General features: G+C 68.8%; 9 protein-coding genes. 6 read left to right on the forward strand and 3 right to left on the reverse strand.

Translation table 11 applies throughout. The annotated features are described in order from the left end of the window. Positions 1-78 precede the first annotated feature (78 nt). From G3I71_RS29120 to G3I71_RS52355, 6 genes are all read left to right on the forward strand, one after another. On the forward strand, positions 79-810 hold the full coding sequence (locus tag G3I71_RS29120; RefSeq protein ID WP_164319049.1) for a Crp/Fnr family transcriptional regulator: 732 nt from the start codon (positions 79-81) through the stop codon (positions 808-810). Between the two features lie 197 nt (positions 811-1007). Beyond that, positions 1008-1874 (forward strand): hypothetical protein, encoded by an 867-nt coding sequence (locus tag G3I71_RS29125; RefSeq protein ID WP_164319052.1) that lies wholly within the window; start codon positions 1008-1010, stop codon positions 1872-1874. Then, positions 1871-4171 carry a DUF2863 family protein gene (locus G3I71_RS29130; RefSeq protein ID WP_164319055.1) on the forward strand — a complete coding sequence of 767 codons (2301 nt, stop codon included), beginning with the start codon at positions 1871-1873 and terminating at the stop codon, positions 4169-4171. The genes G3I71_RS29125 and G3I71_RS29130 overlap by 4 nt, the downstream gene beginning before the upstream one ends. A 53-nt stretch (positions 4172-4224) precedes the next feature. Continuing rightward, positions 4225-5844 (forward strand): hypothetical protein, encoded by a 1620-nt coding sequence (locus G3I71_RS29135; protein WP_203731669.1) that lies wholly within the window; start codon positions 4225-4227, stop codon positions 5842-5844. Beyond that, entirely contained in the window at positions 5841-6386 is a 546-nt protein-coding gene (locus G3I71_RS29140; RefSeq protein ID WP_164319058.1) for a Pycsar system effector family protein, read from the forward strand. The genes G3I71_RS29135 and G3I71_RS29140 overlap by 4 nt, the downstream gene beginning before the upstream one ends. 50 nt (positions 6387-6436) lie before the next feature. Beyond that, positions 6437-8104 carry a M48 family metalloprotease gene (locus tag G3I71_RS52355; RefSeq protein WP_275409285.1) on the forward strand — a complete coding sequence of 556 codons (1668 nt, stop codon included), beginning with the start codon at positions 6437-6439 and terminating at the stop codon, positions 8102-8104. A 113-nt stretch (positions 8105-8217) separates the two neighbouring features. Here the strand turns inward: G3I71_RS52355 and G3I71_RS29150 are convergent, their stop codons facing one another. The 3 genes from G3I71_RS29150 to rplL form a co-directional block, all read right to left on the reverse strand. Further along, positions 8218-12117, reverse strand: coding sequence for a DNA-directed RNA polymerase subunit beta' (locus G3I71_RS29150; protein ID WP_164319060.1), 3900 nt, complete (start codon positions 12115-12117; stop codon positions 8218-8220). 114 nt (positions 12118-12231) lie between these two features. After that, a complete protein-coding gene (gene rpoB / locus G3I71_RS29155; protein WP_164319063.1) occupies positions 12232-15714 on the reverse strand; it encodes a DNA-directed RNA polymerase subunit beta in 3483 nt (1160 codons plus the stop codon). 616 nt (positions 15715-16330) lie between these two features. Further along, positions 16331-16714 carry a 50S ribosomal protein L7/L12 gene (gene rplL / locus G3I71_RS29160; RefSeq protein WP_164319066.1) on the reverse strand — a complete coding sequence of 128 codons (384 nt, stop codon included), beginning with the start codon at positions 16712-16714 and terminating at the stop codon, positions 16331-16333. Positions 16715-16789: the final 75 nt, after the last annotated feature.

Consider the following 16789-nt stretch of genomic DNA (forward strand, 5'->3'; position numbering starts at 1 on the left):
TTACGACCCTGTGAGACCGCCTGTTCAGTACCTTGATCCATCCGCTGCGGGGATTCTGCGACGATTCGGGGGCTGAGCGTGATCGGGACGGCCGCGTATTCACTGGACGACGGGGGCCTGGACGACCGGGTGCCCTTCCTCGCCCGCCTTGAACAGGAAGACCGCACGGCCCTCCTGGCTCTGGGCCGCGAGCTGAACTTCGCCACCCGGGTGACCCTGATCCACCAGAGCGAGCCCTCCTCCCATGTCCTCTTCCTGGTCCAGGGCTGGACGAAGGTCACCGCCTCGGCCGCCAACGGCTACGAGGCGCTCCTCTCACTGCGCGGCCCCGGCGACATCGTCGGCGAGTCGGCGGCGCTCACCGGGCGCCCCCGGTCGGCCACGGTGACCGCGCTGGAGGCGGTGCGGGCGGTGGTCGTCGAACACGAGCGCTTCAAAGACTTCCTCAGCCGTTCACCGGCTGTTTCGTTCGCGCTGCTGGGCCTCACTGCCGACCGCACCAGGGCCGCGGACCGGCGCCGCCTGGAGTTCGCGTCCATGAACGTACGGGAACGCTTCGCGATACTCCTCCTCGACCTCGCCCGCACCCACGGCCGCCGCACCCCCGACGGCATCGAACTCTCCGTCCCCCTGAGCAAACAGGAACTGGCGGGCTCGGTGGGCGCCTCCAGGGAGATGGTCCAGCGCCTGCTGCGGGAGCTCCGTGAGAAGGAAGCGGTGGAAACGGGCAGGCGGGCGATGCTGATACGCCGCCCGGACATCCTGCGAAGGATCGCGGCGTCCGGCAACTCCAGCCCGTCCGGCGCTTGAGGACGAGGCCCCTTCAGGGCCGAAGCGGGGGTCTGGGGGGCGGCAGCCCCCAGCAGACGGCAACCCCAGCCGACCCGCACCTCGAAACACCCCTTCTGTGTATCCCGTCACACTCCGACTGCGTCATCCGCCCTCACACCTCACCGTCCCCACCCGCCACGCTGCTGCAAGCAACCCGCACGTGTCGAAGGGTGACCATGACCGACCCCGTGAGCCGCACGATCCTGCTGCTGGACATCGAAAGGTTCAGCGACCGGGACGACGTGGAACAGGCGTACCTGCGGCGCATGCTCTACGCCATCACCGACCGTGCGCTGGAAAGCGCCGGCATCGACGAGACCCGTCGCCTGCGCGCCGACCGCGGGGACTCCGTGATGGAGCTCATCGACGCGAACGCCCCGGTCACCGCGCTGCTGCGGGCCCTGCTCGCGGAGGTACCGGCGCAGTTGCGGGACGTCAACCGCATGGCGTCCAGCTCGGCCCAGATCCGGCTGCGCGGGGTCGTGGCCACCGGTTACGTGGCCGTGGACGAGCACGACGGCTGGGTCGGCACCGACCTGAACAACGCCTGCCGTCTGCTGGACGCCCAGCTGCTGAGGGCGGCCCTGCGCGAACGCCCCCACGACTTCGCGCTGATCGTCTCGGACGCCCTGTACACCGGCGTCGTACGGCACGGCCACCACGGCATCCCGGCCGACGAGTTCCACCCGGTCGGCGTGGACACCAAGAACGGCCCGATGAGGGCCTGGCTGCACGGCCCGCTGCCCAGCGGCCACAAGGCGGCACCGGCAGCACCGGCCGACGAAGACCACCGTGACACGGGGACGGGGGAGGCGCCGGGCGGTCCGGGGGACCGCCCGGCGCCACAGACACCGCCCGCGCCGAGAGTGCCCGCACAGGGCGCCTCCCCCGAGAGCCGTCCCGCCCCGGGCCCCGTCCTCAACTTCAACGGCGCCGTGACCATCGGCGGCAGCGTGGTGACCGGCGACCAGCACGGCGTCAGCGGCGGCCAGGTCACCGGGGACGTCAACCTGGGCGGTCGCAGCGGGGGTGACGGCTCATGAGCGCCCCGGACGCGTCGGAGGCCGCCCGCCCAGGACCCGAGGACACGTCCGCCTCCGACGACGGCAGAGACGGCGCCGCGAAGGACTCCATAGGCTCCAAGGAGTCCAAGGAGGCCGAGGGCTCGGAAGGGTCGGAGGGAGCGGAGGAGCGCGAGCAGCCCCAGACCGCCTGGTCGGCCCGGCGTGACCTGATCGACCACAGCCCCCGGACCATGAACGTCGGCGACCGTTCCCGCTTCGGCGGCAGCATGGTCGGCGGCAGCCAGCACGGCGTCAGCGGCGGCCAGGTCACCGGGGACGTGATCATGGGCAGCAAGACGGAGATCCACCAGTGGTCGATACCCGGGTTGTCCGCCCCGTCCGCAGCCGCCTCCGCGTCCGGCGAGGTCCCGCAGAGCACGCTCGACCGGCTCGCCGCCTCGTTCGTCGCCGCCGACACGACCGTCGAGGCCCTGCTCGCCCGGCTGCGCCGCGACCGCGTCCTCGTCCTGTCGGGCGCCCGCTTCACCGGCAGACACACGGCCGCCCTGATGCTCCTGCACCGGCTCGGGGCGGCCCCCGTACACACGCTCGACCGCGACACGAACCCGAGCACCCTGGCGGACAGGTTCACCACGCCGGACGCGGCCGCCGACGGATCGGCCACCGAAGGAGCTCCGGCCCACCCCCGCGGCTACGTCCTCGCCGACCTCGCCACCCGCCGTGACCGGCCCCTCCGCGAGCACCACCTCCTCGCCGCCCGCGACCGCCTCACCGCGCAGGACGCGTACCTCGTCGTCACCGTCGGCCCGACGGCCGTCCTGGAGGACGTACCGGTCGTCAACTGGCAGCCGCCGGACACGGCCGACGTACTGGCCGCACACCTCCGCACCCACGTCGCCGCCGACGACGAGGGGACGGCGGCGAAGCTGCTCGAACTCCCGGACGTCATCGAGTTCCTGGGCCGCAGCCACCAACTGCGCGAGGTCGCCGCGTTCGCCCAGTTGCTCGGCCGGTACGCGGCCGGCGAGGTCACCGAGAACGGCGTCGCCCAGTTCTCCCTGGTCTCCCTGGAGAACCAGGTCCAGGAGTGGTTCGAGGAGGACGAGGCGTCGATCCATCTGCGCGACAAGGCGTTCCTGGTCGCGCTGGCCGCGTTCGACGACGGCCCGTACGCCCTCACCGCCGAACTCAGCGATCTGCTCTACCGCTTCCTCCAGCAGACCCAGAACCCGGCGAGCGTCCCCGAGGTCCCCGTCTTCGGCACCCACATCGGCAAGCGCCTCCAACTCGCCCGCGCCGAGCGGTACGAGGACGACGAGCACACCGAGTGGGGCCCGGTGACCCAGCAGAAGGCCCGGTTCACCGACGACCGCGCCTCCCTCGTACTCCTGCGCGAGGTCTGGACGGGCCACCCCTCCGCGCGCCCCGCGCTGATCGACTGGCTGCGCCGGCTGGCCGACGACGGCCGCCCTCTCGTCCGTACCCGGGCCGCGTCCACGGTGGCCGTCCTGGCCCGTACGGACCTGCCCTCGGCCATGGCCCTGGTCATCGAACCCTGGGCGACCTCCAACCGCTTCCGGCACCGCCTGGTGGCCGTCAACGCGCTCACCCTCGCCCACCTCATCGACACGCCGAACATCCCGCGCATCCTCGACGAGTGGTCCAAGGGCGAGGACCGGCGACTGCGCTGGGTGGCCGTCCGGGCGTACGCGCTGATCGGCGCCGAACGCCCCGAACAGGCCCTGGCCGCCCTGCGCACCGCGGCCCGCGGGCTGTACGGGACCTACGGGAACACAGCCACCCAGGACGCCTTCGACCGCGAGATGGCCGGCGAACTGCGTGAGGCCGTCGCCCTGTTGCTCCTCTCCGAGGCCGGCGACCGCGTGCTCGCCGAACTGCGCCTGCACCTCCCCGACGACCGCGCGGTGCACGACCTGACCGTCGGCGGCTTCGTCAGCGCCTGTCGCCACACCCAGGACGACGAGCGGTACGGCCATCCGCTGGTCCTCGGCTGGTACGCACGGTCGGCCACCGAGCGCTCGGCCGCAGCCCAGGGCATCCCGTTCCTGTGGCGGGCGGCGCTGGGCGACCCGAACGAGACCCGGCACGCCCTGGACGTGCTGCGCGAGTGGGTCCTGGTCGCCGACCGCTCGACGACCACGGAGTGGGCTCTGGCGGCTCTGCTCCCGGCCCTGGTCACCACCCCGGCGGAGTACCAGCGCCTGGGCCATCTCCTGCGGACGATGCCGGGCGAGGACGGCGCCCAACCGCCCGCGGTGGCGGCCCGCCTCGTCACCACGCTCCCCGTCCGCTAGCCCGTCGGCACATCCCTGCTCACCGCCCAGCGCCCACCGAGGAGCAACGTACGATGCCCGCCTTCCATCGCCCGCCCGAGTGGCAGCAATCCGCGGACCGGCACACCCAGTTGATCGACCCGGTGCTCACCGTGCGGCAGCTGTCGCGCTTCGAACTCTCCCTGAAGTCGACGGTCCGCATCGACCACGCCCTCGTCTTCTCGACCGCCAAGGGCGGCTACGAGGCCTACCTCCCGCCCCGCCGCCCGACCCGCAGCGAGATCGCGGCCCGGCACTACACGGCGGTGTACGAGGTCGACATGGGCGTGCACCCGTGCTCCGGCACGCTCACGCTCCCCAGTGACAACGACGCGTTCGAGTTCTCGGCCGAGATCGACATGTCCTGGCAGGTCGTCGACCCGGCCCGGTTCGTCGGCAGCGGCCACCGGGACGTGCCGGGCCTGCTCATCGGCGAACTCCAGCGCGCGGCACGCCCGGTGAGCCGGCGCTTCCCGATCGCGGACAGCGCGGCGGCGGAAGGGGAGCTCCTCCAGGCGATCAACGTCCTGGGCCCGCTGGGTGCCCCGGCCGGCCTCCAGACGACCTGGACCCTGCGTCTGCGCCGCGACCAGGAGAACATCGACCACCAGCGCCGCCTCCAGGCCATCGACCACTCGGCTACCGAGCAGGTCTGGGCGGCCCAGCGCGGCTCCGACATCGACGTGGAGGTGGACCGCCGCAACCGCGGCCAGGACGCCCTCCAGATCGAGCGCTCGATGGCGTACGGCGCCCAGCAACAGCACCTGGCTCTCCAGCAGCAGCGCTGGGACTACGAGCAGGCGGCCCTGCAGAGCGGCCAGCAGCACCAGCTCTCCATCCAACAGGGCCACCAGGAACTGGAGTTGCAGCAGATCGAGGCGCAGAAGGTCGCCTTCTACCAGTGGCACCTGCAACAGGGCGGCGTCCATGCCTGGGCCCTGCACCTCGCCCAGCACCCCGAGGACTCCCGCATGGTCATGACGAGCATGCGGGACGACCAACTCCGCATGATCCAGGCCCAGATGGACCTGGTGAAGGACCTGCTGCACGGCGACAACGCGGAGAAGTTCGAGCTGGAGGGCCCCAAACAGCTGGCCCTGCGCACAGTCAGCGACATCCTCACCCAGCGCCTCCCGGGCGTCCCCCAGACACCTCCCCCGCTCCCGGACGGCGCCCCGGCCCTGGACGACCCGTACGCGACGTACGGCCAGGGGGCGCCCGCCCAGCCCGGGTTCGTCCCGGGGCAACCGGGACCCGCCCCGGACCGGCAGGGACCCGTACCCGGCCATCTGGACCCCTCGCACACGCAACCCGGCCGCCACCCCGAGCCCGCCGACCGGCCCCGGAGCGACGCGCCCCCGGCAAGCCCGTATCAGGGCGCCCCACAGCCGCCCACGGCCCAGCCCCCGACGCCGCCCACCGCCACCCCCTACGGAACCATCCCCTCGTACGGCGCCCCAGGCCCGTACCAGCAGCCGTACTCCGCTCCCCGGGCGCCGGGCCCCTACGCCACTCCCGCGGCCCCCGCCTGGCAGCCACCCCCGGGCTACGGCAGCACCCCGACCCTCCCCGACCAGCAGAGCGCGGCGGCGGACGGGCCGGCCGAGGGCCCCGATACCGGCCCCAAGGAGGACAGGGCAGGCGGCGCTACGTGACGACACTCGACCCCAGCCCCACCCCGACACCGCCCCCACCGGGCACCCCCGCCGACCCCGTCCAGCTCTGCGAGCGCCTCCTCACGGACCTCCGTACGGAGATCGCCCGCGCCGACAGCAAGGCGTCCGTCCTGGTCGCCGCGCTGGGGATGACCGCCGGCGTGTTCAGCGGGCTGCTCGCCGGGCGGAACTGGAACCCGGCCACGCTCACCACTTTCGGCACCGTCGTCTGGTCCCTCGGGGCCGCGTCCCTGGCGCTGTCCCTGTTCGCTCTGCTCCTCGCGGTGCTGCCCCGCTACCGCTCCGAACCGTGGGCTCCGGGCCAGCCCCTCTCCTACTTCGGTGACATCCAACAAGCCGTGCGGCTCGGCCAGTTGGCGGCAGCGCTCGCCGACACCCAGCGCGACCCCACGGCAGCGCTGACCTCGGCGCTCACCGAGACGAGCCGCATCGCCGCATGCAAGCACCAGTGGATCCGTACCGGCCTGATGTCCTTCTGCGCCGGCATGCTCCTCCTCCCCGCCTCACTGCTCATCGGCTGAACCCATCGGACCGGACCGCTCAGCACCGTCCCCGCACGTGAAGGAAGACCATGACCCAGCCACCCTCGTCACCACCGGAACACCCCGAGCCCTCCGATCAGCCCCTGTTCCGGCCGACGTACCCCGAGCAGACAGCAGCCCAGCGCTCAGCCCCACCGCAGTACCCCGCCCAGCCCGCTCCCCCGTACCCGCAGGCCACGCAACAACCACCCCGATACCCGGACCCGACCGAGCCGCCCTCGTACCCGTACCCGACCCAGCAACCCCGGTACCCGGGCGCCACCGAGCCCCCGACCTTGCCGGGCGCGAACCAACCGCCCCCGTACCCGGGCTCCACCCAACCCCCGACCTACCCCGATGCGGCCCAGCAACCCCAGTACCCCGGCGCCACCGAGCCCCCGACCTCGCCGGGCGCGAACCAACCACCCCCGTACCCGGGCTCCACCCAACCCCCGACCTACCCCGGCGCGGCCCAGCAACCCCACTACCCGGACGCCGCCCAGCCCCCGGCCTACCCGGGTATGACCCCGAACCAGCCCCAGCCACCCACCTACCCAGGCGCGGCCCCGAACCAGCCCAGTCCCTCCTCCTACCCCGGCGCGACCCCCACCCAGCCCTCGCCCCACCCCCAGGCCACCGCCCAGCCCATCCCCCCGCAGTACGCTCCCCCGCAGCACTCCCCGACCACACCCACCACACCCACCTCGCCCTTCACACCCCCCGTAGCGAGCCCCACCTCCCCCACGCCCCCGGCGCCCGGCGCCACCCACCCCCACCACATCTCCACCGACCGCGGGCGCGTCCACATCTCCGCCCACCAGCGCCGTACCGACGCCACCGCCGTGGGCAACCTCCTCCTCTACCTCCCGAACTTCCTCTGCAGCCTCCTTGTCGTCAGCATGTTCTCCCTCTTCTTCAGCGACCTGGCGTTCCTCGTGATCATCGCCTGGCTGCTGAGCGGCGCACTCGTGTTCCACCGGCCCACCGAGAGCGCCCTCGCGCGCCGTTTGCTCCACCTGCGCTACCCCACTCCACAAGAACGAGCCAAACTCGAACCGGTCTGGCGCGAGGTCACCGCCCGCGCGGGCGTCGAGGGCCGCAACTACGAGCTCTGGGTCGAGGACAGCGACGGCCTGAACGCGGTCGCCGCCGCCGGCCACATCGTCGGCGTCACCCGCTTCGCCATGAACGAGCTGCCCAACGGCGAACTCGCGGCCGTCATGGCACACGAGCTGGGCCACCACGTCGGCGGCCACGCCTGGTCCGGTCTCCTCGGCTACTGGTACGCGCAGCCCGGCCGTCTCGCCTGGCGGTTCCTGCGCGCCTTCTCTGTGATCGTCTTCAAGGTGTCCCGCGCCTTCTCCTGCTTCGGCGTCGGCTTCGTCGTACTCGTCCTCGGCGGCATCGCCATGGCGACCATCAGCACCCTGTACGGCCTGCCCCTGCTGATCCTCGGCGTGCCGTACGCGCTCGCCGCCGTCGGCCGCCGCGCCGAACTCCGCGCCGACGAGCACGCGGCGGCCCTCGGCTTCGCCCCGATGCTGGCCTCCGTACTCGACAAGCTCCACCAGGAGGAGCAGCGGCAGACGGCAGCGCTCGCCGCGCTCAACAACGGCGTGGCGCCGGAGGAGAGCCCGCTGAGCAAGCTGCTCTCCTCGCACCCGGACCACCACACCCGGCTGCACCACCTCCAGCCGTACCTGCAGCAGCAGCGCTGAACCCGAAAGGTTCCCGACACGCCGAAGGGCGGCCACCCCGCAACCGGGGTGACCGCCCTTCGTACTACCAACTGGCGACTGGCGACTGCCAACCAGCAGCTGCCAACTACCGCTTACTGGTTGTACGGACCGTAGTCGTAGTCCTCCAGCGGAACGGCCTGGCCGGAGCCCGTGCCGAACGGCGAGTAGTCGATGTCGTCGTAGCCGACGGCCGAGTACATCGCGGCCTTCGCTTCCTCGGTCGGCTCGACCCGGATGTTGCGGTAACGGGACAGACCCGTACCGGCCGGGATGAGCTTACCGATGATGACGTTCTCCTTGAGGCCGATGAGGCTGTCGGACTTGGCGTTGATCGCCGCGTCCGTCAGAACTCGGGTCGTCTCCTGGAAGGAGGCGGCCGACAGCCAGGATTCCGTCGCCAGCGAGGCCTTGGTGATACCCATCAGCTGCGGACGGCCGGAGGCCGGGTGGCCGCCTTCCTGGACCACACGACGGTTCTCGGTCTCGAACTTGCCACGCTCGACCAGCTCGCCGGGCAGCAGCTCGGCGTCGCCGGACTCGATGATCGTCACACGGCGGAGCATCTGCCGGATGATGATCTCGATGTGCTTGTCGTGGATCGACACACCCTGCGAGTTGTAGACCTTCTGGACTTCGCCGACCAGGTGGATCTGGACCGCGCGCTGACCGAGGATCCGCAGCACGTCGTGCGGGTTGGTGGCACCGAAGGTGAGCTTCTGGCCCACCTCGACGTGGTCACCCTCACGCACCATGACCTTGGCGCGCTTGGAGATCGGGAACGCCGTCTCCTCGCTGCCGTCGTCCGGGGTGATGACGAGCTTCTTGGTCTTCTCGGTCTCCTCGATACGGACGCGGCCGGCCGCCTCCGAGATCGGGGCGACACCCTTGGGCGTACGAGCCTCGAAGAGCTCGACGACACGGGGCAGACCCTGGGTGATGTCGTCACCGGCCACACCACCGGTGTGGAAGGTACGCATCGTCAGCTGGGTACCGGGCTCACCGATGGACTGGGCGGCGATGATGCCGACCGCCTCACCGATGTCGACCAGCTTGCCGGTGGCCAGCGAACGGCCGTAGCACATGGCGCAGGTGCCGACGGCGGACTCGCAGGTCAGGACCGAGCGGGTCTTGACCTCCTCGATGCCGTGCCTGACCAGCTCGTCGATGAGGACGTCACCGAGGTCGGTGTTGGCCGGGGCCAGCACACGTCCGTCGATGGTGATGTCCTCGGCCAGCGCACGGGCGTACACCGACGTCTCGACGTTCTCGGTCTTGCGCAGCACACCGGCTTCGTCGCGCTCGGCGATGGCCAGCTTGAGGCCGCGGTCGGTGCCGCAGTCCTCCTCGCGGATGATGACGTCCTGCGAGACGTCCACCAGACGACGGGTGAGGTAACCCGAGTCGGCGGTACGCAGGGCGGTGTCGGCGAGACCCTTACGGGCACCGTGAGTCGAGATGAAGTACTCGAGCACCGACAGGCCTTCACGGAAGGAGGCCTTGATGGGACGAGGAATCGTCTCGTTCTTGGCGTTCGACACCAGACCACGCATACCGGCGATCTGGCGCATCTGCATCATGTTTCCTCGGGCACCCGAGTCAACCATCATGAAGATGGGGTTCGTCTTGGGGAAGTTCGCGTTCATCGCCTCGGCAACCTCGTTGGTCGCCTTGGTCCAGATCGCGATGAGCTCCTGCGTGCGCTCGTCCTTGGTGATCAGACCGCGCTCGTACTGCTTCTGGACCTTCTCGTCCAGCGCCTCGTAGCCCTTGACGATCGCCTTCTTCGCCTCGGGAACGACGATGTCGGAGATGGCCACGGTGACACCGGAGCGCGTGCCCCAGTAGAAGCCCGCCGCCTTCAGGTTGTCGAGCGTCGCCGCCACGATGACCTTGGGGTAGCGCTCAGCGAGGTCGTTGACGATCTCGCCGAGCTGCTTCTTGCCCACCGAGTAGTCGACGAACGGGTAGTCCTCGGGCAGCAGCTCGTTGAAGAGAGCGCGGCCCAGGGTGGTGCGCAGGCGGAAGGTGTCCCCCTGCTGCCACTCGGGCTCGTTCTCATCGCGGGCCGGCGGGGTCCAGCCGCGCGGCGGGATGGTGCCCACCGGGAAGCGGATGTCGATCGCCGACTGCAGCGCCAGCTCACCGTTGTCGAACGCCATGGTCGCCTCGGCGGAGGAGCCGAACGCGCGGCCCTCACCCTTGACGTCACGCAGTTCACCGTCGGTGGTGAGGAAGAACAGACCGAGGACCATGTCCTGGGTCGGCATCGTCACCGGACGGCCGTCGGCGGGCTTGAGGATGTTGTTCGAGGACAGCATCAGGATGCGGGCCTCGGCCTGCGCCTCCGCGGAGAGCGGCAGGTGGACGGCCATCTGGTCACCGTCGAAGTCCGCGTTGAACGCGGTGCAGACGAGCGGGTGGATCTGGATGGCCTTGCCCTCGACGAGCTGAGGCTCGAAGGCCTGGATGCCGAGGCGGTGCAGCGTGGGCGCACGGTTCAGCAGCACCGGGTGCTCGGCGATGACCTCTTCGAGGACGTCGTACACGACGGTGCGGCCGCGCTCGACCATGCGCTTGGCGCTCTTGATGTTCTGCGCGTGGTTGAGGTCCACGAGCCGCTTCATCACGAACGGCTTGAAGAGCTCGAGCGCCATCGCCTTCGGCAGACCGCACTGGTGCAGCTTCAGCTGCGGACCGACGACGATCACGGAACGCGCGGAGTAGTCCACACGCTTGCCGAGCAGGTTCTGACGGAATCGACCCTGCTTGCCCTTCAGCATGTCGCTGAGGGACTTCAGCGGGCGGTTACCGGGACCGGTGACCGGACGGCCACGACGACCGTTGTCGAACAACGCGTCAACGGCCTCCTGAAGCATGCGCTTCTCGTTGTTCACGATGATCTCGGGAGCACCGAGGTCGAGAAGCCGCTTCAGACGGTTGTTCCGGTTGATCACACGGCGGTACAGGTCGTTCAGGTCGGAGGTCGCGAAGCGGCCACCGTCCAGCTGCACCATCGGGCGAAGGTCCGGCGGGATGACCGGGACACAGTCGAGGACCATGCCCTTGGGCTTGTTGCTGGTCAGCAGGAACGCGGAGACGACCTTGAGGCGCTTGAGCGCACGGGTCTTCTTCTGGCCCTTGCCGGTACGGATGATCTCGCGAAGCCGCTCGGCTTCTTCGTCCAGGTCGAAGGACTCCAGGCGCTTCTGCAGCGCCGCGGCACCCATCGAACCGTCGAAGTAGGTCCCGAAGCGGTCGCGCAGCTCGCGGTAGAGCAGCTCGTCGCCCTCAAGGTCCTGGACCTTGAGGTTCTTGAACCGGGTCCACACCTCGTCGAGACGGTCGATCTCGCGCTGCGAACGGTCCCGCAGCTGCTTCATCTCCCGCTCGGCACCTTCGCGCACCTTGCGGCGTACGTCGGCCTTGGCGCCCTCGGCCTCCAGCTCGCCCAGGTCGCTCTCGAGCTTCTTGGCGCGGGCCTCGAGGTCCGAGTCGCGGCGGTTCTCGATCTGCTGCCGCTCGACCGAGACATGCGCCTCCAGCGAGGGCAGGTCACGGGTACGGCGCTCGTCGTCGACGAACGTGATCATGTACGCCGCGAAGTAGATGACCTTCTCGAGGTCCTTCGGGGCGAGGTCGAGCAGGTAGCCAAGACGCGACGGAACGCCCTTGAAGTACCAGATGTGAGTGACGGGAGCGGCGAGCTCGATGTGGCCCATCCGCTCACGGCGCACCTTGGCGCGAGTGACCTCGACGCCACAGCGCTCACAGATGATGCCCTTGAAGCGGACACGCTTGTACTTGCCGCAGTAGCACTCCCAGTCCCGGGTCGGACCGAAGATCTTCTCGCAGAAGAGTCCGTCCTTTTCGGGCTTGAGCGTGCGGTAGTTGATCGTCTCGGGCTTCTTGACCTCGCCGTGGCTCCACTGACGGATGTCGTCAGCGGTGGCCAGACCGATCCGGAGCTCGTCGAAGAAGTTGACGTCGAGCACTATGCGTCAATCCCTCTCAGGGTTGTAAGTCATGGGGTCTGATACGGGGGTCCTGGGGCCGGCGGGCCTTGTCTCACCTGTTCCAAAGGTGTTCAAGAGCCCGCCGAACTCCCGTCAGACCTCTTCGACGCTGCTCGGCTCACGCCGGGACAGGTCGATGCCGAGTTCCTCCGCCGCGCGGAAGACGTCCTCGTCGGTGTCACGCATTTCGATGGACATACCGTCACTGGACAGCACCTCCACGTTGAGGCAGAGAGACTGCATCTCCTTGATGAGCACCTTGAAGGACTCGGGGATGCCGGGCTCGGGGATGTTCTCGCCCTTGACGATGGCCTCGTAGACCTTCACGCGGCCGGTCACGTCGTCGGACTTGATGGTCAGCAGCTCCTGGAGGGCGTATGCGGCGCCGTATGCCTCCAGCGCCCACACCTCCATCTCGCCGAATCGCTGGCCACCGAACTGGGCCTTACCACCCAGCGGCTGCTGGGTGATCATCGAGTACGGACCGGTCGAACGGGCGTGGAGCTTGTCGTCGACCAGGTGGTGGAGCTTGAGGATGTACATGTAACCGACGGCGACGGGCTCCGGGAACGGCTCGCCGGAGCGGCCGTCGAACAGGGGCGCCTTGCCGGTCGGGAGCACCATGCGCGAACCGTCGCGGTTCGGGAACGTGTGGTTGAGCAGACCGGACAGCTCGTCCTCACGCGCACCGTCGAAGACGGGGGTGGCGACGTTCGTGCCGGGGGCGACCACGTCGGCCCCGATGGCCTGGAGGCGCTGCGCCCACTCGTCCGCGAGCCCGGAGACGTCCCAGCCGCGACTGGCGAGCCAGCCGAGGTGGATCTCCAGCACCTGTCCCGGGTTCATTCGGGACGGCACACCCAGCGGGTTGAGGATGATGTCGACCGGAGTTCCGTCCTCGAGGAACGGCATGTCCTCGATCGGCAGGATCTTCGAGATAACACCCTTGTTGCCGTGGCGGCCGGCGAGCTTGTCACCGTCCGTGATCTTGCGCTTCTGCGCCACGTAGACCCGAACCAGCTGGTTCACGCCCGGCGGCAGCTCGTCGCCCTCCTCACGGTCGAAGACGCGGACGCCGATGACCTTGCCGATCTCACCGTGCGGCACCTTCAGCGAGGTGTCACGGACCTCACGCGCCTTCTCACCGAAGATCGCGCGGAGCAGACGCTCCTCGGGGGTCAGCTCGGTCTCACCCTTGGGCGTGACCTTGCCGACGAGGATGTCACCGGCGACGACCTCGGCACCGATACGGATGATGCCGCGCTCGTCGAGGTCGGCGAGGACCTCCTCGGAGACGTTCGGGATGTCCCGGGTGATCTCCTCGGGGCCGAGCTTGGTGTCACGGGCGTCGACCTCGTGCTCCTCGATGTGGATCGAGGAGAGGACGTCGTCCTGCACGAGGCGCTGCGACAGGATGATCGCGTCCTCGTAGTTGTGACCCTCCCACGGCATGAAGGCGACGAGCAGGTTCTTGCCCAGCGCCATCTCGCCTTCCTGTGTGGCCGGACCGTCGGCGAGCACCTGGTGCTCGACGACCCGGTCGCCCTCGTCCACGACAACCTTCTGGTTGACCGAGGTGCCCTGGTTGGAGCGCGAGAACTTCGCGACGCGGTACGTGGTGTACGTGCCGTCGTCGTTGGCGACGGTGACGTAGTCCGCGGAGACCTCCTGGACCACACCCGCCTTCTCGGCCTTGATGACGTCGCCGGCGTCGACGGCGCAGCGGTACTCCATGCCCGTACCGACGAGGGGAGCCTCGGCGGTGATCAGCGGCACGGCCTGGCGCATCATGTTCGCGCCCATGAGGGCACGGTTGGCGTCGTCGTGCTCCAGGAAGGGGATCATCGCGGTCGCGACGGACACCATCTGGCGCGGGGAGACGTCCATGTAGTCGACGTCGTCGCCGGGGATGTAGTCGATCTCGCCGCCACGGCGGCGGACGAGAACGCGGGACTCCTCGAAGCGCATGTCGTCGGAGAGGATCGCGTTCGCCTGGGCGATCACGAAGCGGTCTTCCTCGTCGGCGGTCAGGTAGTCGACGTCGTCGGTGACGACACCCTCGACGACCTTGCGGTACGGGGTCTCGACGAACCCGAACGCGTTGACCCGGCCGTAGGAGGCGAGCGAGCCGATCAGGCCGATGTTCGGGCCTTCGGGGGTCTCGATCGGACACATGCGGCCGTAGTGCGAGGGGTGCACGTCACGGACCTCGAAGCCGGCCCGCTCACGGGAGAGACCACCCGGGCCAAGCGCCGACAGGCGGCGCTTGTGGGTGAGACCCGACAGCGGGTTGTTCTGGTCCATGAACTGCGACAGCTGGCTGGTGCCGAAGAACTCCTTGATGGAGGCGACGACCGGCCGGATGTTGATCAGGGTCTGCGGCGTGATCGCCTCGACGTCCTGGGTCGTCATGCGCTCGCGGACGACTCGCTCCATACGCGCCAGACCCGTACGGACCTGGTTCTGGATGAGCTCGCCGACGTTGCGCAGACGACGGTTGCCGAAGTGGTCGATGTCGTCGGTCTCGACGACCATCGACGTGCCGTTGTTGCCAACGGTCTCGGTCTCACCGGCGTGCAGCTTCACCAGGTACTTGATCGTCGAGATGATGTCCTCGACGGTCAGCACACCGGCGTCCAGCGGGGCCTCGCCACCCAGCTTCTTGTTGACCTTGTAACGGCCGACCTTGGCGAGGTCATAACGCTTCGGGTTGAAGTAGAGGTTCTCCAGAAGCGTCTGCGCGGCCTCACGGGTCGGCGGCTCGCCAGGACGGAGCTTGCGGTAGATGTCGAGCAGCGCGTCGTCCTGGCCCTGGGTGTGGTCCTTCTCCAGGGTGGCGCGCATCGACTCGTACTCGCCGAACTCTTCCAGGATCTGCTCGGTCGTCCAGCCGAGAGCCTTGAGGAGGACGGTGACGGACTGCTTGCGCTTGCGGTCGATGCGGACACCGACCATGTCGCGCTTGTCGATCTCCATCTCCAGCCAGGCACCCCGGGAGGGGATCACCTTGGACGCGAAGATGTCCTTGTCGGACGTCTTGTCGATGGAGGAGTCGAAGTAGACACCCGGCGAACGGACCAGCTGCGACACGACGACACGCTCGGTGCCGTTGATGACGAAGGTGCCCTTGTTGGTCATGAGCGGGAAATCGCCCATGAAGACCGTCTGGGACTTGATCTCGCCGGTCTCGTTGTTGGTGAACTCGGCCGTGACGAAGAGGGGCGCGGAGTACGTGAAGTCACGGTCCTTGCACTCGTCGATCGAGTTCTTCGGAGGCTCGAAGCGGTGGTCGCGGAACGTCAGGGACATCGACCCGGAGAAGTCCTCGATCGGGGAGATCTCCTCGAAGATCTCCTCCAGACCGGACTTGGTGGGGACGTCCTGTCCGCTGTCCAGAGCAGCCTCGACACGAGCCTTCCACGCGGCGTTACCGAGCAGCCAGTCGAAGCTCTCGGTTTGCAGCGCAAGGAGGTTCGGAACCTCGAGGGGCTCCTTGATTTTTGCAAAAGAGATGCGCAGCGGGGCAGTGCTGGCGCCGTGGTTTGTATTCGCGGAGGCAGTGCGCGAGGCGGCCAAGAGGGGGTCCTTCCGAGGGCTCGGACTCACTACGCGCGTACCGGCCCCTCACCGGGGCACAGAGACAGGCGCTTCACGACCAGCCGGAAAAGGCCAGGTCGGAGAAGGTCCGATCGTCGGTGCTCAAGCGAGGGCATGCCCCTGGTGACGGGCAGGAGGCAGCTAACAGGCAGCGCAAAGGGTCAGTGTAGCCACTAGGCCCACTGATGTCCAGTGCGGGTTTTTGAAGACCCTCGTTGTTCTCAACCCCTGCTGCAAGCCACGCCTCTATGCCACATCGATACTTCCCTCTTCGCCACCGATCCAACCTCGGATTCGGATCGTTGTGACGACGCGTCCTGAGAATTGCGCGCTCCGTGCGGTTCGTCAAGGCCTCGAAGCCCAAACCCGGTGCTGCCATCGTCACGTGCGGCACAGCGTCAGGGGCGTCCGGAGGCACGACGAAGATCACCTTACTCGCCGTCACCGACCGTGCAAGGCAGCCACGACCCGACCCCTCGAACGCCGAAGAGCGACCACCCAGATGGATGATCGCTCTTCACCGCGTCAGCGTTACAGGGCTACCAGAAGCCCTACGTCAGCTGTCACGAGAGTCCTCGACGGACCCTCGGTGGAGTTACTTGACCTCGACGCCGGCGCCGGCGGCCTTGAGGGACTCGGCAGCCTTCTCGGCGGCCTCCTTGGTGACCTTCTCGAGAACGGGCTTCGGGGCGCCGTCCACGAGGTCCTTGGCCTCCTTGAGACCCAGCGAGGTCAGCTCACGCACGACCTTGATGACCTGGATCTTCTTCTCGCCGGGACCGGTGAGGATGACGTCGAACTCGTCCTGCTCCTCGACGGCCTCAACGGCGGCGGGGCCGACCGGACCGGCAACGGCGACCGCGGCGGCGGCGGTGACGTCGAACTTCTCCTCGAAGGCCTTAACGAACTCGGAGAGCTCGATGAGGGTGAGGGTCTCGAACTGCGCGAGCAGCTCTTCCTGGGACAGCTTCGTCGCCATGATGGGCGATCCTTCCAGTCAATTCGGCAGGTGCCGAGGTAAGTGTCGGCGGGCGTATGTTCGGCCCGCGCCGAC

It is taken from the genome of Streptomyces sp. SID12501, assembly GCF_010550245.1.
Lineage (GTDB): Bacteria > Actinomycetota > Actinomycetes > Streptomycetales > Streptomycetaceae > Streptomyces.